General features: G+C 37.3%; 19 protein-coding genes. 12 read left to right on the top strand and 7 right to left on the bottom strand.

Going from position 1 to position 24,929, the window contains the following annotated elements; all coding sequences use genetic code 11:
• Nucleotides 1-83: 83 nt before the first annotated feature.
• Both FFR48_RS01815 and FFR48_RS01810 read left to right on the top strand, forming a co-directional pair.
• A complete protein-coding gene (locus tag FFR48_RS01815) occupies nucleotides 84-4,079 on the top strand; it encodes a response regulator (protein WP_137666158.1) in 3,996 nt (1,331 codons plus the stop codon).
• A 113-nt stretch (nucleotides 4,080-4,192) separates the two neighbouring features.
• Nucleotides 4,193-4,579, top strand: a complete 387-nt coding sequence (locus FFR48_RS01810) for a response regulator (RefSeq protein ID WP_137666157.1) — start codon at nucleotides 4,193-4,195, stop codon at nucleotides 4,577-4,579.
• 163 nt (nucleotides 4,580-4,742) lie between these two features.
• Here the strand turns inward: FFR48_RS01810 and FFR48_RS01805 are convergent, their stop codons facing one another.
• Both FFR48_RS01805 and FFR48_RS01800 read right to left on the bottom strand, forming a co-directional pair.
• The gene (locus FFR48_RS01805; protein WP_096571651.1) at nucleotides 4,743-5,471 is read right to left on the bottom strand and encodes a dienelactone hydrolase family protein; all 729 of its coding nucleotides are present in this window, start codon (nucleotides 5,469-5,471) and stop codon (nucleotides 4,743-4,745) included.
• Between the two features lie 152 nt (nucleotides 5,472-5,623).
• Nucleotides 5,624-6,280: a phosphoribosyltransferase gene (locus tag FFR48_RS01800; RefSeq protein ID WP_137666183.1), complete on the bottom strand. Its 657-nt coding sequence runs from the start codon at nucleotides 6,278-6,280 to the stop codon at nucleotides 5,624-5,626.
• Between the two features lie 443 nt (nucleotides 6,281-6,723).
• Here FFR48_RS01800 and FFR48_RS01795 point away from each other — a divergent pair, with 443 nt between their 5' ends.
• Both FFR48_RS01795 and FFR48_RS01790 read left to right on the top strand, forming a co-directional pair.
• Nucleotides 6,724-7,251, top strand: coding sequence for a universal stress protein (locus tag FFR48_RS01795; RefSeq protein ID WP_137666156.1), 528 nt, complete (start codon nucleotides 6,724-6,726; stop codon nucleotides 7,249-7,251).
• 386 nt (nucleotides 7,252-7,637) lie between these two features.
• The gene (locus FFR48_RS01790) at nucleotides 7,638-8,324 is read left to right on the top strand and encodes a LabA-like NYN domain-containing protein (protein ID WP_137666155.1); all 687 of its coding nucleotides are present in this window, start codon (nucleotides 7,638-7,640) and stop codon (nucleotides 8,322-8,324) included.
• 1,074 nt (nucleotides 8,325-9,398) lie between these two features.
• Here FFR48_RS01790 and FFR48_RS01785 read toward each other — a convergent pair.
• On the bottom strand, nucleotides 9,399-10,634 hold the full coding sequence (locus tag FFR48_RS01785) for an HhoA/HhoB/HtrA family serine endopeptidase (RefSeq protein WP_096571646.1): 1,236 nt from the start codon (nucleotides 10,632-10,634) through the stop codon (nucleotides 9,399-9,401).
• A gap of 340 nt (nucleotides 10,635-10,974) precedes the next feature.
• On the opposite strand from FFR48_RS01785, the gene FFR48_RS01780 reads away from it, so the two are divergent.
• The 7 genes from FFR48_RS01780 to FFR48_RS01745 all read left to right on the top strand — a co-directional run bounded on the left by FFR48_RS01780 (nucleotide 10,975) and on the right by FFR48_RS01745 (nucleotide 19,734).
• Nucleotides 10,975-11,553 carry a TetR/AcrR family transcriptional regulator gene (locus tag FFR48_RS01780; protein ID WP_137666154.1) on the top strand — a complete coding sequence of 193 codons (579 nt, stop codon included), beginning with the start codon at nucleotides 10,975-10,977 and terminating at the stop codon, nucleotides 11,551-11,553.
• A gap of 67 nt (nucleotides 11,554-11,620) precedes the next feature.
• Nucleotides 11,621-12,910: an ABC exporter membrane fusion protein gene (locus tag FFR48_RS01775; RefSeq protein ID WP_137666153.1), complete on the top strand. Its 1,290-nt coding sequence runs from the start codon at nucleotides 11,621-11,623 to the stop codon at nucleotides 12,908-12,910.
• A gap of 120 nt (nucleotides 12,911-13,030) precedes the next feature.
• Nucleotides 13,031-14,212 carry an ABC transporter permease DevC gene (gene devC, locus FFR48_RS01765; protein ID WP_137666152.1) on the top strand — a complete coding sequence of 394 codons (1,182 nt, stop codon included), beginning with the start codon at nucleotides 13,031-13,033 and terminating at the stop codon, nucleotides 14,210-14,212.
• A 104-nt stretch (nucleotides 14,213-14,316) separates the two neighbouring features.
• Nucleotides 14,317-15,021 (top strand): DevA family ABC transporter ATP-binding protein, encoded by a 705-nt coding sequence (locus tag FFR48_RS01760; RefSeq protein ID WP_137666151.1) that lies wholly within the window; start codon nucleotides 14,317-14,319, stop codon nucleotides 15,019-15,021.
• 199 nt (nucleotides 15,022-15,220) lie between these two features.
• Nucleotides 15,221-18,526, top strand: coding sequence for a response regulator (locus tag FFR48_RS01755; RefSeq protein WP_137666150.1), 3,306 nt, complete (start codon nucleotides 15,221-15,223; stop codon nucleotides 18,524-18,526).
• A 296-nt stretch (nucleotides 18,527-18,822) separates the two neighbouring features.
• Nucleotides 18,823-19,029 carry a glycogen debranching protein gene (locus FFR48_RS01750; protein WP_096571641.1) on the top strand — a complete coding sequence of 69 codons (207 nt, stop codon included), beginning with the start codon at nucleotides 18,823-18,825 and terminating at the stop codon, nucleotides 19,027-19,029.
• Nucleotides 19,030-19,173: 144 nt separating this feature from the next.
• Nucleotides 19,174-19,734, top strand: a complete 561-nt coding sequence (locus tag FFR48_RS01745; RefSeq protein ID WP_096571640.1) for a methylmalonic aciduria and homocystinuria type D protein — start codon at nucleotides 19,174-19,176, stop codon at nucleotides 19,732-19,734.
• A 66-nt stretch (nucleotides 19,735-19,800) separates the two neighbouring features.
• On the opposite strand, the gene FFR48_RS01740 is transcribed toward FFR48_RS01745, so the two are convergent.
• Nucleotides 19,801-20,865 (bottom strand): potassium channel family protein, encoded by a 1,065-nt coding sequence (locus FFR48_RS01740; RefSeq protein WP_307722500.1) that lies wholly within the window; start codon nucleotides 20,863-20,865, stop codon nucleotides 19,801-19,803.
• 350 nt (nucleotides 20,866-21,215) lie between these two features.
• Between FFR48_RS01740 and FFR48_RS01735 the strand changes: the two genes are divergently transcribed.
• Nucleotides 21,216-22,484: an aspartate aminotransferase family protein gene (locus FFR48_RS01735; protein ID WP_137666149.1), complete on the top strand. Its 1,269-nt coding sequence runs from the start codon at nucleotides 21,216-21,218 to the stop codon at nucleotides 22,482-22,484.
• A 384-nt stretch (nucleotides 22,485-22,868) separates the two neighbouring features.
• Here FFR48_RS01735 and FFR48_RS01730 read toward each other — a convergent pair whose 3' ends face one another.
• The 3 genes from FFR48_RS01730 to FFR48_RS01720 all read right to left on the bottom strand — a co-directional run.
• On the bottom strand, nucleotides 22,869-23,552 hold the full coding sequence (locus tag FFR48_RS01730; RefSeq protein WP_201277555.1) for a Uma2 family endonuclease: 684 nt from the start codon (nucleotides 23,550-23,552) through the stop codon (nucleotides 22,869-22,871).
• A 41-nt stretch (nucleotides 23,553-23,593) separates the two neighbouring features.
• Nucleotides 23,594-24,253: a tRNA (adenosine(37)-N6)-threonylcarbamoyltransferase complex dimerization subunit type 1 TsaB gene (tsaB, locus tag FFR48_RS01725; RefSeq protein ID WP_137666148.1), complete on the bottom strand. Its 660-nt coding sequence runs from the start codon at nucleotides 24,251-24,253 to the stop codon at nucleotides 23,594-23,596.
• A gap of 489 nt (nucleotides 24,254-24,742) precedes the next feature.
• The coding region (locus tag FFR48_RS01720; protein WP_162501829.1) for a hypothetical protein at nucleotides 24,743-24,929 on the bottom strand (187 nt) is incomplete at its 5' end.

The raw sequence follows: 24,929 nt of genomic DNA, 5'->3' as shown, positions 1-24,929 counted from the left end.
TATCTAGGAAAACATAATTTAATATTAAGTTGTTTTCCACTATTACCAGCTTTTAAAGCTACTAGATTAGGGAAGCTTTTAATATGAAGATTTTAGTGATCGAGGATGACCAGTTAAATGCCTATGCACTTACCACCTTTCTCACTGAGCAAAATTATGCAGTAGAAGTGGCCAATGATGGTGATGCAGGCTGGGATTTAGTCGAAACTTACGACTATGATTTAATTCTTTTAGATGTTATACTACCCAAAATGGATGGTATTAGTTTATGTAAGAAAATCCGCTCTAGTGGTCGGCAAGTACCGATTTTATTATTAACAGGATGTGATAGCTCTCACGATAAAGCCATTGGCTTAGATGCAGGTGCTGATGATTATGTAGTTAAACCTTTCAATCAAGAAGAACTTATAGCTCGTGTTAGGGCATTATTAAGACGGGGAAGCATCGCTTCACAACCTGTATTAGAATGGGGTAACTTAAGATTAGATCCCAGTAGTTGTGAAGTAATATATCAGCAGAATCTCCTCTCACTCACACCAAAAGAGTATGCTTTGTTAGAACTCTTGATGCGAAATAATCGCCGAGTCTTTAGCTGTGGCATGATTTTAGAGCATCTTTGGTCCTATGAAGACACACCGGGAGAAGAAGCCGTTCGCACCCACATTAAAGGTTTACGTATGAAGCTAAAATCAGTGGGAGCGCCTCACGATTTAGTAGAAACAGTATATGGTATTGGTTATCGTCTTAAACCCCAGGAAGATGAAGGAAAGCAATTAGGAAACAGGGGAAATAAAAAGACCAAAGAAACAGGAGAAACAGGGGTATTAAAGGATCAGAAAAGCAATTTAAAATCTCAGCAAACTCTGACAGCTATTGGGGCAATTTGGCAGCGATTTCGTGGACGGGTAGAGGAACAAGTTACTATCATAGAACAGGCAGTACAACAAATTGTAAATTCAAGCTTAAACTCAAGCTTAAACTCAGAAGTGCAAACTGAAAATTCATCACTTGCGCTATCACAGGCTATTAAAGAAGCCCACACTTTAGCGGGATCTTTAGGCACTTTTGGTTTACCTAATGGTTCAGAATTAGCGAGAAAAATTGAGAAATTACTCAAATCTGGTAAAACCCTAACTACAAGTGATACAACCAATCTCAAAAATTGGGTTAAATTACTCCGTCAAGAAATTGATAGCAAAAATCAGGAAAATCTACCCTGCCATAATAATAACCATAAACATTCTTTAAATTTACCACAACCATTAGACCAAACAACCACTAAAGCCAAAATATTAGTCGTAGATGATGACCCACAAATTTTAGCATTATTACAAACATTACTTACACCTTGGGGAATGGAAATTATTCCACTTAATTATACCCTGCATTTTTGGCAAACTTGGCAAAGCGTCCAGCCAGATATGCTAATTTTAGATATAGAAATGCCTGGTACAAATGGGATTGAATTATGTCAAATGATTCGCAATGATCCCCAAGGTAGTGAACTACCAATTTTATTTCTTACTGTCCATAACGATGTCGAAATAGTGAATCAAGTTTTTAGCGCAGGTGCTGATGATTTTGTCAGCAAACCCATCATAGAATCGGAGCTAGTTAACCGCATTATTAACAGATTAGAACGGGTGAAACTGTTAAGAAGAATGGCGCAAAATCGAAACAAGCAAGTTAATAACCTAGAAAATCAAAGTAGATTTATTCAGGAAAGTTATCACAATTTAGTAGAAGTTTATCCAGAAGCAATTTTGATTGTCAGTGCAGATAAATTTGTCTTTGTCAACAGTGCCACAGTGAAACTTTTTGGTGTTACATCAACAGCAGAATTATTAGGTAAGAAATTTATTGACTTTGTACATCCCGATTTTCACAGGGAAATGAACAAAGAACTGCAAAATATCCAAATCAATAAACAATCAATTTCCTTGCATGAAGTTAAGTTTGTCAGATTAGACGGTAGGAAAATTCATGTAGAAATAGTGGTTGCTTCTCTCACCTACCAAGGTCAATCAGCAGCCCAAATATTTGCTCGTGATATTACTCAACGCAAGCAAACAGAATTAGCACTGCACAAAGCTAAAGACGAACTAGAATTAAGAGTAGCAGAACGTACAGCCGAGTTAATTACTGTTAATCACCAATTACAATCACAACTCGATGAAAGACGACGGACACAGGAAGCCCTGCGAATTTCTCAAACTCGATTTGAAGGCATTTTAAGTATAGCTGATGATGCCATTATTTCTATTGATAGTAATCAAAAAATTACTTTATTTAATCAAGGTGCAGAAAAGATTTTTGGCTACTCTGCTCAAGAAGTGCTAGGAGAAAAACTAGATTTACTCTTACCTATGCGCTTTGCTGAACAACATCGCCATCATGTATCTGATTTTGGTAAATCTTCAGGTTCTGCTCGCAGAATGGGAGAAAGAAGAGAAATATTTGGTTGCCGCAAAGATGGTACTGAATTTCCCGCAGAAGCTTCTATTTCTAAATTAGAAGTGGGTGAAGAATGTGTTTACACAGTAATATTGCGAGATATAACTGAACGTAGACAAGTGGAAAAAATGAAAGATGAATTTGTCTCTGTTGTTAGTCATGAATTGCGTACTCCCCTAACATCAATTCACGGATCTTTAGGAATGTTAGCTAGTGGTTTATTACCAACAGATTCAGAACAGGGTAAACGCTTGTTGCAAATAGCCACTGATAGCACCGAGCGTTTAGTAAGATTAATTAATGACATTCTCGACATTGAGCGCATCGAGTCGGGTAAAGTCAAAATGGAACGGGAAACTTGTAATTCAGAAGATTTAATTAACTCGGCTGTGAATATTATGCAGCCTCTAGCCAATAAAGCTGGGGTAAAATTATCTATTTCTAGTGTATCTGTAAAACTCTGGGCTGATCCGGATCGGATCATTCAAACTTTAACAAATTTGTTGAGTAATGCGATTAAATTTTCCACATCTGGGGCTACAGTTTCCTTGCTGACAGAATTAAAAGAAAATGAGGTGCTGGTGACAGTTACAGATACTGGACGGGGAATACCATCTGATAAGTTAGATAGTATTTTTGAACGATTTCAACAAGTTGATTCTTCAGATTCACGCAACCACGATGGTACTGGTTTAGGGTTAGCGATTTGTAAGAGTATTGTACAGCAGCACGGCGGACAAATCTGGGTAAAAAGTTTGTTAAACAAAGGTAGTAGTTTTTATTTTACATTGCCAATTGGCCAGATTGATCAAACACTTGAATTAGAAAATTTAGCCACTGAAGAAACTGAAGAAATTATCATTAATAATCAGCATTCTCCTTTGGTTTTAGTTTGTGATGATGATGCGGTAATTCGTAGTGAATTAAAAAACTTATTGGAACAAGGGGGATATCGGGTAATTACAGTAGATAGTGGTGAAGAGGCGATCGCTCAAGCCGTTGCTCAACATCCCGATGTCATTGTATTAGACTTAGTCATGCCCGGTATGAATGGCTGGGAAACAATGGCACTATTAAAGAAACGTCCAGATACTCAGGATATACCAATTGTGATTTGTAGTGTCTACAAACCCAATAAAAATAATCAACCCAGTGCTAATTTTGTTGATTGGTTAAGCAAGCCAGTAGAGGAAAATTCCCTGTTAAATTCCTTGAGAAAAGTTGTATCTGAACCTTCTCGCAAAGTTAAGATTTTAATTGTTGAAGATGATCATGATTTGGCAGATTTATTAGCAACTTTGTTTGCTAGACATGATATTGAAACTTTCCTGGCTAAAACTGGTAGAGAAGCTATTCATCTCAGTCAAAAGGTAAATCCTGATTTACTAATTCTTGATTTAATCTTGCCAGAGAGTGATGGTTTTACAGTTGTAGATTGGTTAAAACAACATAATCAACTTTTTAGTATTCCCGTAGTTGTTTATTCTGCTAAGGATTTGGATGATTCGGAACGCCATCGACTAAAATTAGGACATACAGAATTTTTGACTAAAGGAAGAGTTACTACCCAAGAATTTGAACAACGGGTGATGGATCTGCTACAAAGAATTACCCATAATCATTAGTCAAGAGTCAGATCGGGAAAATGATGTTACAATCAACATCAGTATCTCACATTCCCAATCTAAAATCTAAAATCTAAAATCTAAAATCCAAAATTTATCAGGGGATAGAAATTATGAACAAAAAGCGAATTTTAGTAGTTGATAATGAGCAGTATATTCAAGAAGTAGCCAAAATTTGTTTAGAAACTGTTGCAGGTTGGGAAGTGCTGACAGCTAGTTCTGGGAAAGAGGGAATAGTACAAGCAGAAAATCATCAACCAGATGCTATTTTACTAGATGTCATGATGCCAGATATGGATGGAATTGCTGCTTTTGCAAATTTACAAGCAAATCCAAATACAAAAGAAATTCCTGTGATTTTGTTAACTGCCAAAATTCAAGCCGCTGATCGTCGTCGCTATGCTCAGTTAGGTATGAAAAGTGCGATCGCCAAACCATTTAATCCTCTAGAATTAGCCAGTCAAGTAGCATCTGCCTTGGGTTGGAATTTGGAAAATTAAAACAATTAATTATATCAACTATTGATTTACTCTTATTTCCTTAGCTGAATCTTAACTATAAGTGTTTTCAATCAGAGACTAAGTGAAATAATTGAATTTAATTGAGGAATGAACTTAGGGGAGGTTTTTAACATTGAATGAAACAATTATCAATTATCAATTGTCAATTATCAATTAATAACGACATTGCGTGTAAATGCAATTCCTTTTCCTCAACAGGTGAAAGATAATATTTAAACCATTGACTCGCTAATCTTCCTACTTCCTCCATAGCACCAGGTTCGCTAAACTTGTGACTAGCTTCAGGAATAATTTCTAATTGTTTATGCTGAGTGGGAATTTCTACTATTGCATCCTCATTCATGGCAATTATCGCACAATCATTACCACCAACAATCAACAAAGTTGGAGTTTGTACATAACCAAGACTTTCAATTACCAAATCAGTATAACCACTACGGCAAACAATCGCCCCCACATTCATCGGACGAGCTAATGCAGCTAAAAATGCTGCCCCACTACCTCTATTTACACCAAAGTAACCAACTTTTAAATCACGAGTCAGGGTATTTTCAAACAACCAGTCTGTGACGGTAATTAACCGCGAAGCCAGAAAACTAATATCATAACGTAAATGTTGAGTACGCTGATCAATTGCATCTTCTTCTTCCGTCAATAAATCTATTAATATAGTTGCCAATCCTTCTTGCTGACGCAACAAATGAGCTAAATAATGATTGCGGCTACTATAGCGACTACTGCCACTACAATGAGCAAATACAACAATTCCCTGAGCTTCTGGCGGTACAACTAATTCTCCTTTGAGTCTTAGTAGTCCTACCTCAATAGTAACTATTTGCTCTAAAACATTCCCAGATTCTTGAGCTTTCATTGGTTTAACCTTTTAAGTGATTGGTGATTGGTAATTGGTAATTGGTGATTGGTGATTGGTGATTGGTGATTGGTAAAATCTAAAATCGTAAGTATTCAGCTATCAGTAATCAATAATCAGCTGATAATGGCAGAAACAAAGATTTAGCAGCATTAATTGAGGAAGTTTACACTCTGTAAATCTAAAATTTCTCTCACTTCCTCATCAGTAGTTTGGGAAAAGTCTTCATACCATAATCCAATCGCAGAGAGGATTCCTGGAATTTGCAAACACACTATTTCATCTACTTCTGACTGCAATTCTTTATAAGTGCTTGTCGGTGCAACTGGTATAGCAACAACTATTTTTTTAGGTTGTTGTTGTTGAAGAATCGCAATAGCAGCACGCATAGTTGAACCAGTAGCAATACCGTCATCTATCAAAATCACAGTTTTATTTTCGACGTTTAGAGGTGGAGCATCCCCGCGATAAGTGCGATCGCGCCGCTGTAATTCTTGCAACTCCTCAGCCGCAACTGCCTGAATCGCTTCTTTATCTATTCCCAACGTATTTATCACATCAGAATTTAGTACCCCTATTCCCCCAGAAGCGATCGCCCCCATTGCCAATTCTTTATGACCAGGTACACCCAATTTTCTCACTATACAAACATCTAAAGGTGCATTTAAAGCTTTCGCTACTTCAAACGCCACTGGCACACCCCCACGCGGTAAAGCTAACACCAACAAGTTTTCTTCGTTAGCATAAGCGGTCAAATTTTGCGCTAACATTTTTCCTGCTTCTTTACGGTTGCGAAATCTTAACACCATCACCATCACCTCCTGATACTGATTTTGGATTTCGGATTTTAGCTGCAAGGATTTTGCATGGGTAACTGATAATTGGTGATTGGTAATCAATCTTTTCCCCTAAGTATTACCTATGATTTTTGTAAATCTTCGTAACAGACAGAAAACTTTTAAATTTGTGATCCTTGTTGCACTGTTAAAGATACAGCCTATTTTCTTATAAAATCTCGAATCAGTTCATTCCTAATTCCTGATTTAAAAATTCTGATCCTGACTCCTGGCTCCTGACTCCCGACTCCTGAATTCTTACAACAAGTTTACAATATTGATACTCAGCGAGTTGATGATTTATTATTCCTGCATATTTCCCAAAAATTGATTAACATGGCCAATATAGCCGAAGTTATATCAGATAAAAACCACAATAGGTATAGATTTAAAATACTCCCCAAGGAAGACTAACTATGTTTCACAAAATTTTAGTTGCTCTCGACAACTCAGAAAGAAGTCAGTATATTTTTGATCAAGCTCTATTTTTGGCTCAGGCAAGTGAGGCAGAAATGATGTTGCTTCACGTTCTATCCCCCTTAGAAGATCCTTACATCAATCCCATATTTTTGCAACCAGAAACAATTTATCCTACCTTGCATACTGAAACTATTAATCAATATATGCAAGCTTGGGATAAACTAAAACAAGATAGACTAGATTGGATGCGATCGCTAACTCAAACGGCAATTAAGGCAGGTGTCAAAACTGAATTTACCCAAACAGTAGGTGATGCAGGCCGAGTGATCTGTGAATTAGCTTTAAGTTGGCCAGCTGACTTAATTATAGTCGGTCGCAGGGGACGTACTGGCATCAGTGAAGTTTTATTAGGCAGCGTCAGCAACTACGTTTTACATCATGCTTATTGCTCTGTTCTCACCATACAAGGCCTCACGCCTCTTACCATAGAAAACACCGAAAATACAAAAGTAACTTCCACCTGAAATGATCACAATTTTTTAATATTTTTTTAATATTTGTCCCTGTGCCAACAGGGATCTTGAAATACTCCCAAATTCTGGGTTATCACTTCAATATCAGCCATAAGTCCAAATACACCAGTGCAGGTAAATGAACTACAGAATTTTAGAAAATTTCCCTTCAAAATCCAGTATCAAGCCTGGTTTACTCCTGACTACTTACTGCACAGACATTCCGCCCAAACTTCTCTACTGACTCATGAATTCTGCTGTAAGTTAAGTTTATTTGCAAATCTTCTCTTGAGAGAGTTTCTTGCTAAGTTTACTACAAAGGTTATGAACTTAGCAGCGACTATACTAGATAATAGCAATTTATCAAAGACATCCCAATTTAAAATCTTGAGGCATCAATGAATTTTACTAATGTTCACAAAAAAACAAACGAATATAAAGAACTTAAAGAAAAACCACATTGGCAAGGACCAACTGCAATCAAAACAACTGTCAAAGGTCGAGATATCAAGCCACAAGAGGCTATTAACGATATGAGCATTGGTGATGATCTTAATCGCGGTAGAGTAGCCATTTTTATTGATGGTTTAAGCTTATTTCACTGTGCCTTGCAACTAGGCATTGAAATTGACTATGTTAAATTACTTTGTCGTTTAACTCAAACCTCTAGGCTTTTACGGGCTTTCTTTTATACTGGTGTTGATGCCAGCAAAGAAAAGCAACAGGGGTTTCTGTTGTGGATGCGTCGCAATGGCTATCGTGTAGTCACCAAAGATATACTTGCAGTTTCCGAGAATGGTAAAAAACCCAATCTCAATGTGGAAATTGCTGTGGATATGATTACTCTAGCTCCCTACTACGATACTGCTGTGTTAGTCAGTGGAGATGGAGATTTAGCCTATGCTGTCAATGCAGTTACCAGCTTGGGATCTAGAGTAGAAGTAATTGGCCTACAAAGCATGACCAGTGATAGCCTGATTGATGTGGCTGATTATTTCATTGATTTCGACAGTATTAAACAGTACATTCAAAAAGATTCTCAAGTCGGTTATACTTATCGGTCTTCGTCTACTTCCCAACTTTAAATTCCCATTTAATTACTTTAACTACTGACTCTTCACTCCTGAATTTTGAGGTCAGCATTTTCCCAGCTATTTTGTCTGTTCCAAATTAACTGGTTCTAGTACATCTAATGAGGATGTAGCTGATGCTGCATTTTATTTGCCACTTTTTTAGACCTGTGCTATACCAAAAAAGGAATAGCTGATTAACATTTATATGTATAATTGCTATCCTAACTACCTTATCAATTGATAATTTTCCATTGTGAAAGACTTGGCGCAAAATGTATGAGAGGAAGTAATCAGAACCAAAAAATTATTTAGGAGTGCAAATAGTGACCCAGATCCAATTAACATTAGTGATTAGTTACCTACTAATGACTTGCTATTTTTTTACCAATTGGTTAAAGTTTTCCCTTCTTCACCCTACATATACACCAGAGGATAAATTTTTATCCTTTGTTATGTTTGTAATCACTACCATTTTCTGGCCTGTAATTATTCCCATATCTTGCTTCAAAATCCTCAAAAATCGCCAATTGGAATCTAATACTATAATTCCTGTGCTTTTAGCTATTTTTGCTCTTAGCTTTTCCTACTATATCACCTCTCTTTGAATAGTTATCATATCTGTTTGGAAAGGTAACAGGTAACAGGTAACAGGTAACAGGTAACAGAAGGCAAAAGACAAGAGGCAAAATAATTTTAGATTTTAGATTTTAGAGGTTGTTTGAAAACTTTTTCGTGTGGGATTTGACACCCGCAGATTCCCCATTATCCCCCTGAAAAAGCAGGGCATTTTCCAAGTCGGGGGTAAATTGCAAAATCATTTCCCCAAAACCCTTTTCCACAGGTCAATAGAGGCTTTTTTTTCTAATTTTTGATTAATTAATATGAAAAACAAGCCCAAATATTGATGGTCAAAAGGTTCTAGCGATCGCAAATTTAGAGAATGAAAACGCCCTGCTTTGTAAGGGTGGTTGGGTGTATCTCCATGAATTCTAATACTTTTCCAACATCCTCTGAGATTGGAGATAACAAAAACAATCCAAAATCCAAAATCCAAAATAAATAACTCCTGCTTCCTGCCCACTCTAATTATTGGAGATTTGTGGGAAAAGTTCCAGGTCTAACAGCGATATTAATACTTTGTCCATTGCGACGTAAATCTAAGCGTAAATTCCCTCCCACTTGTGCTTTTTCTACCGCTTTCTGTACAGCAGATGCTTCTGTTACTGCTTCACCGTTTAGCCTTTGAATCACATCCCCAGCACGTATTCCAGCTTTCGCTGCGGGTGAGTCGGGCATGACTCTAACTATTAATACTCCTTGATTTTCATTCACAGTTAAACCACTGTTGGGATCTGAATTAATCCGTTGCCTTAACTCAGGTGTGATCCCTACCATCTGAATGCCTAAATATGGATGTTGCGCTTTACCTGTAGTGATTAATTGATCAGAAATTCGTTTTGCTGTATTAATAGGAATTGAAAATCCTAAACCTTGCGCTCCCTGAATGATTGCTGTATTCATACCAATCACTTCTCCACGAGCATTTAGCAATGGACCGCCAGAGTTACCAGGGTTAATTGCTGCGTCGGTTTGAATAAATTCTACTCGTTTATCAGGAACACCTACTTGGTTGCTAGAACGTCCTGTGGCGCTAATAATACCTGTAGTTACAGTATTATCTAAACCCAAGGGATTACCAATAGCGATCGCCCATTGTCCCGGTTGTAACTGATCAGAATTACCCAAAGTCACCGTCGGTAAATTATTCGCTTCAATCTTTACCACTGCCACATCAGTTAATTCATCTTTTCCTACTACTTTACCTTGAAAAGTGCGTCCATCCTTTAAAGTGACTGTCACCCTATCCGCACCTTCAACCACATGAGCATTGGTAAGAATACGACCATCCGCACTTATGATGAAACCTGAACCCGCACCTCTTTCTACCCGGTTTCCTCCTTGCGGTAATCTTGACCCAAAAAACTGCCGGAAAAACGGATCATTAAATTCTTCCGGTATCCTGCTTTGCACAGTGCGGGAAGAATTAATTCGCACCACCGCAGGTCCTACTCTCTGTACAACCTGAGTCACAAAATTCGGATCTGTGTTTCCTGGTAATGGCGGCGCTGCGTTTACACTTTGTACAGCTAGTTTAGATGCAGTTTCAGCAACTTGCTGTTGGTTATTTGCTAAATAGCCTCCTGCAAAAGTCATCCCTGATCCCAGCAACACCAAGGATAAAGAAGCCGCTGCTTTTTTCCAAGGCGCATGATCATGGCTTTTGGTTAACAGATTATCTTTGTCTTGAGGTTGGTTTTGCATTTCTTTATCTGAAAGGATATTTAGAGTTGTTACTAATGTAGATATTTTTTTGGCAGATTTTGTTGCCCAATTCCAGCAGGGTCAACTTTTTAGCTGCTATTAATCAGCACCAGTATTTAGTGAGATACACTCACAAATGTAAATTTTTCCAAAAAATCTATAAAATCTGTTAACATTATACCAACTTTACTCATTTCACAATATTAGGACTTACCCAACTGGAAATTTCGGTAAACCGGATAGCAGTTTGTTAAAAACTCACACCTTGACAAAACTCTATCTTTGATATTAAGTTAAAATAACGACCGTTCGATATAAAACAAACAACAAAACATCAACTATGCCGAAAATTGTGGATCATGAACAATACCGCAAAGAATTACTCGGCAAGTGTTTTAATTTATTTGCTGAAAAAGGTTATGGCACTATTACCATGCGGCAAATTGCCCAGAGTTTAGGGGTTTCCACGGGTACGCTTTATCATTACTTCCCCAGTAAACAAGCTTTATTTGAGCAACTGGTAGAAGAAATTAGTCAGCAAGATGTGATTGCAGCTTTAGCAGAATTAGGAGGGAAAAACAACATTTCAGAAATGATGACAGCTTTGGGTAATTATCTTGTCAACAATGAAGATTACCTAATTAAATGGACCTATGTTTGGGTTGATTTTTGTCAAAATCAAGACTCAAAAACCATGCTGAATAATAGCAAAGTTTTTAAACGTGCTAACAAAAGATATCAACAAGCAGCTTGTGAATTTTTGGGTATTGAAGATCAAGTTTTAGCATCATTTGTATTGAGTTTTGTCAACGGTGTAATTCTGGAAAAATTATGGGGTGATGAAACAATTGATTTCCTGGAACAATGCCAACTTTTAGGGGAAATGTTAACAGCTTATTTACAGACAAAGAAAAAGTAAATATCATTAATTGAACGCAGATAGACGCAGATAAACGCAGATTTTTTTATTGTGGGGAGTCAAGAAAATGAGTTATAAATTATTATTGAAACCAGGAAATCAAGGGTTAATTGTTTTGGTTTTAGCCGCCACAGCTATAACTGCGGGAATTGTAATTTACGGTATTTCTAATTTTAGTAAAATTGGCAATGCCACCACTGGAGAATTAACAGAAACTGGTGCTATTCCTAGTAAGGTGACAACTTTAGGAAGATTAGAACCAGAAACAGAAGTAATTAAGCTATCTGCACCTTTAGCATTAGATGGAGATAGAGTAGAAAAAATCCTCTTTAAAGAAGGTAATATAGTGAAAGCAGGAGAGGTAATAGCGATTTTAACATCCCGTTATGCCTTAGAAAATGCTGTCCAACAAGCTGAGAAACAAGTGAGAGTTGCCCAAGCCAAACTTGAGCAAATAAAAGCTGGAGCTAAAACTGGAGAAATTCAAGCACAAACAGCTAATGTTGAGAGAATAAAAGCCCAGTATGAAGGTGATAAAAACGCCCAACAACAAAATATTGCCAGAATAGAAGCTCAATGGCAAGGTGATAGAATTGCCCAACAAGCAACTATTAATAAATTAACCGCAGAATTAAATAATGCAGAATCAGAATATCAACGTTATCAACAGTTATATTCAGAGGGTGCAATTTCTAATTCTTTAATTGATAGTAAACGGTTAAATGTGGAAACTGCCAAACAAAAATTAAGTGAAGCAAAAGCAGTTATTGAACGTATAAATTCTACAGCAACCAAACAATTAGCAGAAGCAAAAGTAGCATTAAATAGAATTAACACTACTAGCAATAAACAAATTAGCGAAGCCAAAGCTACACTTAACAGTATTGCCGAAGTTCGTCCTGTAGATGTGAACTTAGCACAAACAGAAGTTGAAAGTGCGATCGCTGATCTTAAACGCGCCCAAACCGAACTCCAAGCAGCATTTATTCGCGCTCCCATGACAGGAAAAATTCTCAAAATTCATACCCGTGTCGGTGAGAAAATAAGTGAATCTGGTATTGCTGACTTTGCACAAACAGAACAAATGTTAGCAGTAGCAGAAGTTTATCAAACTGATATTAGTAAGATAAAGATTGGACAAAAAGCTGTAATTATCAGTCCTACATTTACAGGTGAACTGCTCGGAGAAGTTGCCCAAATTGGTTTACAAGTCAATCGTCAAAATGTGTTTAGTAACCAACCAGGGGAAAATTTAGACAGTCGAGTTATTGAAGTTAAAATTAAACTCACTCCTGAAGATAGTAAAAAAGTTGCAGGTTTAACCAACTTACAAGTACAAACAGCAATTGAATTGTAATGGGTAATGGGTAATTGGTAATTGGTAATTGGTAATTGGTAATTGGTAATTGGTAATTGCTAATTGGTTAAAATGTTTTCCTCTTCTAAATTCTAACTCCTGACTCCTGACTAACAACTAATGACTAAAAAACTATTTCTGAAAACACCTCTTGCTTTGCGTCAGTTAATGAAAGAAAAAACGCGGTTAGCTGTTGCAGTCGCGGGAATTACTTTTGCTGATATGTTGATTTTTATTCAGATGGGTTTTGAAAGTGCATTGTTTGATGCAGCTATTCAACCACATCGCAATTTATCCGCAGATTTAGTATTGATTAATCCTCAGTTTAATACCTTGTTTTCTGTAAAAAGTTTTTCCAGAGATAAACTATATCAAGCATTAAGTTATAATGGAGTAAAATCAGTTAATTCTGTTTATATTGGTACAGGACAATGGCGCAATCCTGAAACACGAATTGATCGAGCTATTTTAGTTTGGGGAGTCGATCCAAATCAACCAGGATTGAAATTTCCAGAAGTGCAAAAAAATAATGATGCTCTCAAACCACTAAATCAAGTGATGTTTGATCAAGCTGGCCGTCCAGAATATGGTGCTGTAGGTGAAATATTCCAAAAAACAGGCAATTTTCAAACAGAATTAAATAGCAAATCTGTGAGTGTTAAAGGTGTATTTAGTAATGGTGCTTCCTTTGCTGCTGATGGTAATGTGATTACGAGTGATTCCACTTTTTTGCAATTATTTCCTGAACGTAAACCCGATCAAATTGAAGTAGGTTTAATTAATCTCCAACCGGGTGCAGATGTGGAGAAAATCAAAACACAACTGAGAATAGGATTAAATCCAGATCCTAAAAATCCCTTTGTAGAAATAGGAACACCAGAAGATTTTGCCCAAAAAGAAAAGAATTATTGGGCTAATGGTACAGGTATTGGTTTTATTTTTGGTTTGGGTGTAGGAGTTGGATTTATTGTTGGTATTGTGATTGTTTATCAGATTCTTTATTCTGACGTTTCCGATCATCTTCCAGAATATGCAACTCTTAAAGCAATGGGTTATACAGATAGTTATCTTTTAGGAGTTTTAATACAAGAGGCTTTATTATTAGCTATTTTAGGTTATTTACCGGCATTTTTTCTTTCTTTTGGATTATATCAACTCACCTTTGCAGCCACTATGTTACCCATTTCCATGAAAGTAGATCGGGCAATTACAGTGTTTATTATGACGGTAATTATGTGTAGTGTTTCAGGAGCGATCGCCCTGAAAAAACTTCGTTCTGCTGACCCTGCGGACATTTTTTAAAGTTGCTAAAAAGTTCGTAGTCAGGACTTTAGTCCTGATGTGTTCAGCAAGAATAGGCAATAAATTACTGACTACAAACCATCACAAAATACTCACAACAAACCATGTTAAAAATTAATACTCAATCAAAAATTGCTTCAGATACAGTAATTCATGTTACTCAACTCAATCATTATTTTGGTGAAAGAAATTTAAAAAAACAAGTATTATTTGATATAAACTTAGAAATTAAAGCCGGGGAAATTGTGATTATGACCGGTCCTTCTGGTTCAGGTAAAACCACCTTATTATCATTAATGGGTGGGTTACGTTCTGCTCAAGCAGGAAGTTTGCAAATATTAAATCAAGAAATGCGGGGAGCAAGTAAAAGCAAGTTAACTAAATTGCGTCGTCAAATTGGTTATATTTTCCAAGCGCATAATTTGATGACCTTTTTAACAGCTAAAGAAAATGTGAGAATGTCCTTAGAGTTGCATAAAGAATATTTAAATCAAGATATTAATACTAAAGCTATTTCCATGTTAGAAGAAGTTGGGTTAGGAGATCGTGTAGATTACTATCCAGAGAGTTTATCAGGAGGACAAAAACAAAGAGTAGCGATCGCCCGTGCTTTAGTGAGTCATCCTAAAATAGTATTAGCAGATGAACCTACTGCTTCATTAGATAAACAATCAGGACGGGATGTGGTAGAATTAATGCAAAAATTAGCGAAAGAGCAAGGTTGTACCATTTTGCTTGTGACTCACGATAACCGCATTTTAGATATAGCAGATCGGATTATTTATATGGAAGATGGAAAAATGAACTAGAGATAGACTACTTCATTGAGTCTGGAGTGTTTACATCCCAGCAGTAGGTTGAGATTTTTGAGACTTCCTCTGGGATAGTTGCCTCAAACTAATTTGATGGTAAGCATTCAGTTATTATTAGCAAACGGCCATCTGAAACAACCTGTCAGACTAAAGCATCTGACAATCATAATCAAAGAATTTGTACTCTGTTGAAAACATGAAGAGCCATACTGATCAACAGTGGATTATTAAAAAATTAGGGACAGCACCATTACGACGGATACTAATAGTTCCATTTGTTTTACAAATTGTCTGTGTTGTTGCCCTAGTGGGATATTTTTCCTATCAAAACGGCTCCTTGGCAGTTAACAAACTAGTTGTTGATTTACAGTTAGAAATTAATGATCGCATTCAGCAGAAAATTAGTAATTATTTGGAAACACCTGTTAAGATCAATCAATTAAATGTAGATGCTTACGAATCTGGACAACTGAACTTATTGAATTTTTCAGCTACCGGTAAGTATTTTGTCAAACAGTTACGAACATTTGGAGCTAGTTATATTCAATTTGCTACAGCGAGAGGCGAATATATTGGTGCTGGTGATTACGGTGCTGGAATAGCGCAAATTGCAGAAATTCCTCTAGGGAAAGAACAGGGAAAGTCTTATAAATATAATACAAATTTGGCAGGCGATCGCACAAAATTAGTTGCCGTGCAAGCTTATGAACCCAGAAACGAAGCTTGGTTTTCTCAAGTGGTGAAAGTAGGTAAACCAATCTGGAGCAAAATCTACAATTGGGACACAAATCCAGAAGTTATGTCAATTGCTGCCAGCTATCCACTTTATGATCGTCAAGGAAAATTTATTGGCGCTTTTGACACAGATTTAAGTTTAACTTACATCAATAATTTTTTGCAACAGCTAAAACCAGAATCTTTAGGTAAAGCATTTATTCTAGAACGGTCAGGAATGCTAGTTGCCAGTTCTACCCAAGAAAGCCCATTTCAAATGCTTAATGGTAAAGCACAAAGATTGCAAGTTTCTAACAGTCAAGACTTAATTATTCGGGAGGTGGGGACAAAAATTAATAAAAAATGGGGCAGTTTCACAAATATTGTCAATGAGGAACAAATACAAGTCAAAATTAAACATCAAAAATATTTTGTGATCATTTCTCCTTGGCAAGATGATCTTGGTTTAGATTGGTTGATAGTGATCGTTTTGCCAGAATCAAATTTTATGGCAGAAATTAAATCTGCTACTGAAAAAACCATTTTCTTGTGCGGTCTAGCTTTTTTATTGTCCACAGCAATGGGATTCTTCACTACACAGTTAATTGCCCAACCATTACTGAAATTAAATTTAGCAGCTAGACAAATTGCTCAAGGAGACTTTCAGAAAATATCGCCAATTTCGACTCCCATTATTGAAGTTCGTGAACCGTCTGATTCATTTACCCAAATGGCAGAACAATTACAGCAATCATTTATTGAATTGACTGAGAGTAAAGCAGAACTTAACCAATTTTTGGAAAGTTTGCCCATAGGAGTAGCGATTCATCAAATTGATGGTTCTGTAGTTTACTTAAACCAAGTTACTAAATCCTTACTAGGAATAGAAACAATTAGTGAGCAAGACTTAGATAATTTGGCTACGGTTGATCAACTTTATGTAATGGGAACAGACCAACTTTATCCTAAAGATAGATTACCATTTGTGCGGGCATTAGAGGGAGAGTATATACAAATTGAAGAAATTGAAATTCACAGCAATGGCAAGATAAAACCAACAGCAGTATGGGCAGAAATGCAATATGTAGGTCGAGATATCACGGATCGTAAACTTGCAGAAGCAGCCTTAGCCGTAAGGGAACGTTATCTTTCAACTTTGGTAAATGTTCAGAATTACCTGTTAGTTAATGAATTTGACACTAACTACTACACACAAATTCTGCAATGGTTAGGAGAAACATCATCTGCATCCCGTGTTTATCTGTTTGCCAATCATGATGATGCAGATGGTAATTTTTTGACAAGCCAAAAATCTGAATGGTGTAATCAAGGCATTGATTCACAAATTGATAACCCTAACTTGCAAAATTTTCCCTACGGCCAGTTCTTTCCCAGATGGGTAGAAACTCTTTCTAGTGGCAAGATTATCAATGGTGTGGTTAGTGATTTTCCCAATTCAGAAAGGGAAATTTTACAACCCCAGGGAATTTTGGCTATCTTAGTCTTACCCTTGTTGGTGAATGGTCAGTTTTGGGGTTTTATTGGGTTTGATAATTGTACAACTGCTGAAATTTGGGAAAGGGCAGAGGTAAACTTGCTCAGTGCAGCAGCAGCAGCGATTTCGGCACATCTAGAACGGCAACAAGCTAGACGTGAACTTGTAGAGGCCAAAGAGGCAGCTGAAACTGCCAACCGTGCCAAAAGTCAGTTTCTTGCTAGTATGAGTCATGAGTTAAGGACTCCCCTAAATGCCATTATTGGATTTAGTCAGCTATTAGAAAAAGATGCCAGTCTACAAGCAGAACAAAGGGATTTTATTAACACCATCAATCAAAGTGCTGAACATCTACTTTCACTGATTGATGATGTGTTAGAAATGTCCAAAATTGAAGCGGGGAAAGTTTTCTTAAATGAAAAATCCTGTCACCTGCGCCAGTTGGTAACTACTTTGATGAAGATGCTAAGACAGCAAGCAGAATCTAAAGGATTATCTTTGGAGTTGGAACTGGGGGAAAATTTGCCAGATTTCATTATTACAGATGATGCTAAGTTGCGTCAGGTGCTGATTAATTTGTTGGGTAATGCTATTAAGTTTACTGAGCATGGAGGTATTACCCTAGTAGTGGAAAATATGGAATCATTGGATAAAGGTTATCACTTACTTTTTGCAGTAGAAGATACAGGTGTGGGTATTGCTGGGGAAGAAATAGAAACTATTTTTGAAGTTTTTGGACAATCGGAAGCAGGAAGGCGATCGCAAACAGGAACTGGTTTAGGGCTACCGATCAGTCGCAAGTTTGTAGAAATCATGGGTGGACAATTAACAGTAGAAAGTACCTTGGGTGTTGGTAGTAAATTCCGGTTTGATATTCAAGCCAAGAAGGTTGAGTCACCAGCTTTGAAAGATGTAAATTCTCAACCAAGTTCCTTGAATTCTGCAAAAGTCTTGGTTGTGGATGATAATGCCGTAAACCGCAAATTTGCCTTATTGATGTTGAAACGTTTGGGATACCAAGCTCAAGCAGTAGATAGTGGAGAAGAGGCAATTGAAATATTGCAACATCAGCATTTTGATGTGATATTAATGGATATACAAATGCCTGGTATGGATGGACTGGAAACAACCCAAAGAATTCGGACTTTGTACAGCGATCGCCAACAACTCACTATTATTGGCTTCACTGCCGATATTTCTTCAGAAACCCGTCATAAATGTTTGGCTATGGGTATGAATAATTTTATCTCTAAACCTGTCAAACTGGAAACACTCCAACAAGCCTTACTTTAAATCACAGCAGGAGGCAGGAGGCAGAAGTTATTTAATTTTGCTTTTAATTTTTCTCCTCTGTTTATGCTATTGCCTATTACCTGCCGTAATATAGGACTCCTATTTGATTATTGAACAAAACTCCGTACACCGAAATTCTCTAAAACCCTTTTGCCTTTTGCATGACTGCCTCTTGTCTGCCTAAACAAATAATTTCAGGAATCAAATTGGATCACTATAGATATGATAAGTTTTCAGATGGACATGATATAACAGTTTTACCAAAAGTTTACCACAAGATTTAAAAAGAGGTATCTATGACTATTTGGGTAAATGAGCAAATTGATCCATCAGGAATGATTCATGCTTGTATTGCTTGTTGTGATCAGAGTCAAGCTCAAGATTGTCATGAGTCCTTTCAAAAAGGGTTGACTGATAAGCAAAAAGCAGATGGTTGGGTTGCACAGTTACGTACTGTAAATTCTTGGGATGAAGTTCCAGTCAATGCTTTAAAACTCAATTAATTTAGAGTTGCTTGATAAAACCTCAAATCTGTTTCCTCCTGACTCCTAACTCCTGACATCAAATATTGATGATTTTTTAGAAGTTTTCAGAGTTATTATCATAAGCAAGGAATAATTAAACAAACTTGCAAAAACAGATTAAATGTGGTGAACTATTCCAGTGTTTGCACTTCTGAGCCAGGCTATCCCATTAATTTAGTTGGCAAAACGGGACAAGCTGTACAAATTTCTATTCATAACCCCAGTCAATATATCTGTGCCAACTGCGAACAGATATTACCAGATTGGACACAGCAACAGTTTTTGTGGGTGGTGGTTGTTTTACAACAATCAAAATATCCACTTTTAGAAATTACTGCGGAAACAGAAACAGAAAAAGAAAGGTTACGGGAAAAGTTTATGCGGTTCGGTTGTGATGTGGCTTTTAATTTGCGCGATCGCGGTTATGTCACAGATTTAATTGATCCCCGTACAGGTTATCCTTTACTTTCCCATCCCGGTCCTGTTCCCCATGATGATACAGCAGTTGCTAAAGCTTTACTAAATTATCCTGTGATCAAAAACAAATGCTGTGTACTGGTGCATCCTCAATGGGGTGCTGCTGTTTATCCCAGTGTGTTACTTTCGGCAGCACCACCAGATATTATGGTATCGGTAATGAAAGCGATCGCTCCTTTACATGGATGGATGGAAGTTGATGTTTAGTTAATTCTGCTCCCATATTATTTAAGCAGTGACAACTATTGAAAATCCCCAATCTTAACCCAAATCTTAACTTTGTTTTGGTCTTCTTAGTTGTTGAGAATTAATAGGTCCAAGAATTTGATTTAAACTTCGCAGTTGTTCAGCCGTACCCATACAAATTAGCGTATCTCCTGACATTAAAACAGTGTCTCCCGTTGGTCCACCAATGAGATTACCATCACTGCGACGAATAGCTAAAACTAATGCGCCAGTTTGCGATCGCAATTTCGCTTTTTGTAAAGTTTGCCCCACAAAAGGACAGAACGCCGCATCTAATAAAAATTCTTCCATATATAATTGACGATCTGCACCAGAAAGCATCCCATCTACAAAGTCTAAAATCTGTGGTCTGAGTGCAGCCGCAGCCATGCGTTTACCTCCAGTAATATAAGGGGAAATCACCGCATCTGCCCCACCTCTTTGTAATTTTTGTACAGCTTCTTCTGTACTTGCCCGTGCGATCGCCCGAATATTAGGATTGAGAGTTTTTGCTGATAAAACAGTATATAAATTTTCCGCATCAGAAGGCAAAGCTGCCACAATACAAATTGCCCGTTCAATACCAACCTTCAACAAAGTATCATCCAGGGTAGCATCACCCTGATAGACAATATAACCTTCTGACTGAGCTTGTTGCACAGATTCAAAATCAGAATCAATCACTGCAAAAGACACACCTTCAGCCTGAAATTCCTTAGCGATTTGTCGTCCAGTCCGACTAAAACCACAGATAATATAATGTCCAGTTAATGATTCCATTAAACGCCTTTGTTGTCTGAGTCGAATACCCTCTTGAAAATAACCTTCAATTACTGCTTGAGTAAATCTATTGACAATGTAACCGAGATTGATTACACCCATTAAAATCAGGACAATTGTAAACAAACGTCCCCGACTCTCTAGCGGGTTAGTTTCGCTATATCCTACAGTAGCTAAAGTAATGACTGTCATGTAAACCGCATCTTCCCATGACCAGCCCTCCACCAACCAATACCATAAAGTGCCACTAAGGAACACAAAGACTAGGGCTACAGCCCCAGCCATTAACTCTTGTTGAATACGTTTATATTTTTGCTCAAGGGTAGAATACACAGGTAATGACAATTGTAAAAATTCAGGAGTCAGAAGTTATAGGGGCGAAGTAGGGGCGAAGCATTCGGAAAACAGCCTTTTCATAAAATTGCTCATTGTTCGCCCGAATGCTGATGCTTCCAGCACGCTTCGCGAACGCCCTTACAGGAGTCAGAAGGTTTGATAAATTGGTTAATTATCGTAACCAATCAACCTTAAGCTATCAGCAAAAAGTTAAATGCTGACTGAAAAATTAAAACTTAAAAATTAAAAGTTAAAAAAACTTCTTCCTCATACTATAGTAAATTTTGAATTATTTAGAAAAACCTGCTAAATAGATTATAGAATTAAAAATTTCAGGAGGTGCGGTAGTGAGTATCCAAAGTTTAGTTGAACAGCCGATACATCCCTCAAATATGACTGCCTTTAGTGCAGACAGTTTTAATCAAGTGGTGATGTCTACCTACGGACGCTTTCCCATAGCTTTAGAACGAGGTGCTGGCTGTCGCGTTTGGGATACCCAAGGCAGGGAATATCTCGATTTTGTGGCCGGAATAGCTACTTGTACTTTGGGACACGCCCACCCTGTCATGGTAGAGGCAGTCACACGCCAAATTCAAAAACTGCATCATGTCTCTAATTTATACTATATTCCCGAACAAGGGGAATTAGCCAAATGGATTGTAGATCATTCCTGTGCAGATCGGGTGTTTTTCTGCAACTCTGGCGCTGAAGCCAACGAAGCAGCAATTAAACTAGCGAGAAAATACGCTCACACCGTTTTAGAAATTGCCCACCCCATTATTTTAACCGCCCATGCCAGTTTTCACGGCCGGACATTAGCCACTGTCACCGCTACCGGACAACCAAAGTATCAAAAAAACTTTGATCCTTTAGTGCCTGGTTTCCACTATGTCAAATATAACGATATTAAAGAAGTGGAAGCGGCTGTTACTGAGTTGGATGAAGGAAATTATCGCGTCGGTGCAATTTTACTTGAACCCTTACAGGGAGAAGGCGGAGTTCGTCCTGGAGATAAGAAGTATTTCCAAAGATTACGGGAAATTTGTGATGAAACCGGCATTTTATTGATTTTCGATGAAGTGCAAGTAGGGATGGGACGCAGTGGTAAATTATGGGGTTATGAACATCTGGGAGTAGAACCAGATATTTTCACCAGTGCCAAAGGACTAGGTGGTGGTATCCCCATCGGTGCAATGATGAGTAAGAAATTCTGTGATATTTTTGAACCAGGAGAACACGCTAGTACATTTGGTGGAAATCCTTTTGCTTGTGGTGTAGCTTTAAGTGTGTGCCAAGCTTTGGAAAAAGAGAATATTTTAGAGAACGTCCAAGAACAAGGCGCACATTTACGGGAAGGGTTAAAAATGATTGCCCGTAAATATCCTCATCATATTTCCGAAGTGCGGGGTTGGGGTTTAATCAATGGGATGGAAATAAAAGAAGATAGTTCTTTAACTGCGGCTGATGTTGTGAAAGCGGCGATGGATGAAGGTTTATTATTAGTACCAGCAGGTCCTAAAGTCGTGCGGTTTGTACCTCCTTTAATTGTCACAGATACAGACATCAATCAAGCATTACACACAGTAGAAAAGGCATTAGCTAAAGTTACAGCATAATTTGTAATTTGTAATTCGTAATTCGTAATTCGTAATTCGTAATTCGTAATTCGTAAATTTAGGATTATCAATTACGAATTTTTCTACATCATTTTCAAGACTTTTCGTTAAGTGTGAAAAATCAAACAATTAGGGGTTGCTGAGAAAGTCTTTCCGTGAGGGCATAGGAGTCAGGAGTCAGGAGTCAGGAGTCAGGAGGAGATTTGAAAATTTCTTTGCCATCTCTTGAAATCCCAAAAAATGCACACTTTTTCCGGTATACCCTTCAAAACCCTTGCACTAATTTCTGTGTTTATCAGCCTCTAACCTTTGATATATCAAGGTTTTAGGTTTATTCAGCAAACCCCAATTATCAATTGTCAATTATCAATTATCAATTGATAATTATCCTAAGTGTTCCACAAAAATTTGATGTTCTGGACTCGCTAAACCTTGCTGCAAAATCTCTAATACCTTAGCTAAATTCCCAGCTAACAAAGCAGATTTATCTAACCATAAACCAGGAAACACTTGAGAACAAAAAACCCCATCAGCATTAGCTTCTAACCGTTGATATTCTCCATCTTTTAAAATAAACCAATCAAACTCACCGTCATAAACTCGCCAAATTAAATATTCTGGTACCTGATTTCGCCGATATACTTTAAGTTTATCATGGGCATCAATAGCCGCACTACTAGCCGCAATTTCTACAATCAATTCTGGCGCACCTTCCACATAATCATCTTCACTTATCCGCGACTGTCCCCCATTTTCAATTCTTAATAGTGCGTCTGGTTGAGGTTCGTTATCTGCATCTAGACGCACAGTGGTATTATCACCGAGTTCTACACCTGGTGTAGCTGACTCATAGAAACCTAACCAAGTTATGATATAAGCATGAGGTTTTCCATGACTTCTAATTCTTACAGGTGATGCCATATAAACAATTCCTTCAATTAAATCTACTTTTTTCACATCTGGCATGGTATGATAACGACGTTCAAACTCAGAACGAGTAAGTCTATCACCATTTTCCAAAGGTGGAATTAATTGCACAGGTTTGATAGTATCTTGAGTCAGCGTCATAATGTTTAACCCACTAATTCAACCATTAATTAATTCTATTATTAAACATCTACAGGATGTTGACCATAATAGGGTAAAGCTTCAGACCAATGAGGACGTTTACCTTGTTGCCAATCTAAATAAGCTAATTCTAAAATACTGGTGACAGTTGCTGCTAAACCAGATGTAGCTTGCATTAATTGATATTCTGTTTGCCAATTATTTAAAGTTTCCTGCCATTTTTCTGGTGTAAAAACAGTATCTGATAATAAAGCAGTAATACCAGAATTATCAGCATTAATTTGATAAATTGCCCCAAAAACTTGACCTCTTTGGGCGGGCATTTCTATAGCTAAAATTGGTTGAATTTCTGGATTTTTACTTTTTTCATACCAAGCAAATGCAGCTAAAGTAGAAACTGCAAAAACCGGAATTTCTAACTGTTGTCCTAAAGTGCGGCCAGTCACAACACCGATGCGAGTACCTGTAAAACCTCCCGGACCCTTAGCCACAGCAATAAATTGTAAATCTTGCCATTTTTGGGGTTTAATTAAATCAATTAAATATTGATGAATATGACTAGATACCTCACGTCCTAAATTCCAAACATTGCTGCGAGTATCATCTGCAAAATTGCTAATTACTAAACCTAATTCCGGTGTAGTAGTGTGCAGTGCTAAAGCGTATTTTTTTTCCGGTAGAGTTTCTAGATTATTGTTCAAGGTAGTTGATGGAAAATAAATAAACAAAGTAAATTATAATATAATATCAAATAAAAACATCATTTCTCTGTGTCCTCTGTGGTTTGATATTACCTCAAACGTGACAACGGTAATTTGGAAAAAAGTTTTGTCTTGTCCACTCAACCTCTCAAAGCCAGCACTGTTTAATGTTAAATAAACACAAGTTTGTTAAGGAAATAATGCTGACTACAAGAGAGAATAGTTTAAGTTTCATTGTCAAATTATCCTTGATTAAATAAGTTATATGTAATTGATTTTACTGTCAAAATGCTCTTAGTTGATAATCTCCGGTTTCTCCTTGTTCAAAAGCATTAGCAAATATCCAGTATGTCCCATTTTGAGGTAAAGTTACCACCAAACGAGCATTAAATGCCCACATAATAAGACTTTCAATGATTTTAAACTGGGTTCTCCATAAAAAGTACCGAAGAACCGAAATAAATAGCCAAACACCAAATCCCTCAACCTTTAACCTTCATGAATCAATTGCAACAAAGCCTCAGTAGAAATCTTACCACTCATATCAGCACCCTCCAGCAAACTATCCGCCAAATCCCGCTTATGGTGATGCAACTCCACAATCTTATCCTCAATAGTGTCCTTTGCTACCAACCTATAAATAGTCACCGGGCGTTGTTGTCCAATGCGGTGGGCG

The sequence above is a fragment of the Sphaerospermopsis reniformis genome (assembly GCF_005402885.1).
GTDB lineage: Bacteria > Cyanobacteriota > Cyanobacteriia > Cyanobacteriales > Nostocaceae > Sphaerospermopsis > Sphaerospermopsis kisseleviana.
Note: the sequence above shows the minus strand (reverse complement) of the source record. Positions and strands in the feature narration are given on the sequence as shown.

Coding starts and splice junctions, on each gene's coding strand:
- FFR48_RS01815 (WP_137666158.1), top strand. CDS start 84: ATGAAGATTTTAGTGATCGAGGATGACCAGTTAAATGCCTATGCACTT.
- FFR48_RS01810 (WP_137666157.1), top strand. CDS start 4,193: ATGAACAAAAAGCGAATTTTAGTAGTTGATAATGAGCAGTATATTCAA.
- FFR48_RS01805 (WP_096571651.1), bottom strand. CDS start 5,471: ATGAAAGCTCAAGAATCTGGGAATGTTTTAGAGCAAATAGTTACTATT.
- FFR48_RS01800 (WP_137666183.1), bottom strand. CDS start 6,280: ATGGTGTTAAGATTTCGCAACCGTAAAGAAGCAGGAAAAATGTTAGCG.
- FFR48_RS01795 (WP_137666156.1), top strand. CDS start 6,724: ATGTTTCACAAAATTTTAGTTGCTCTCGACAACTCAGAAAGAAGTCAG.
- FFR48_RS01790 (WP_137666155.1), top strand. CDS start 7,638: ATGAATTTTACTAATGTTCACAAAAAAACAAACGAATATAAAGAACTT.
- FFR48_RS01785 (WP_096571646.1), bottom strand. CDS start 10,634: ATGCAAAACCAACCTCAAGACAAAGATAATCTGTTAACCAAAAGCCAT.
- FFR48_RS01780 (WP_137666154.1), top strand. CDS start 10,975: ATGCCGAAAATTGTGGATCATGAACAATACCGCAAAGAATTACTCGGC.
- FFR48_RS01775 (WP_137666153.1), top strand. CDS start 11,621: ATGAGTTATAAATTATTATTGAAACCAGGAAATCAAGGGTTAATTGTT.
- devC (WP_137666152.1), top strand. CDS start 13,031: ATGACTAAAAAACTATTTCTGAAAACACCTCTTGCTTTGCGTCAGTTA.
- FFR48_RS01760 (WP_137666151.1), top strand. CDS start 14,317: ATGTTAAAAATTAATACTCAATCAAAAATTGCTTCAGATACAGTAATT.
- FFR48_RS01755 (WP_137666150.1), top strand. CDS start 15,221: ATGAAGAGCCATACTGATCAACAGTGGATTATTAAAAAATTAGGGACA.
- FFR48_RS01750 (WP_096571641.1), top strand. CDS start 18,823: ATGACTATTTGGGTAAATGAGCAAATTGATCCATCAGGAATGATTCAT.
- FFR48_RS01730 (WP_201277555.1), bottom strand. CDS start 23,552: ATGACGCTGACTCAAGATACTATCAAACCTGTGCAATTAATTCCACCT.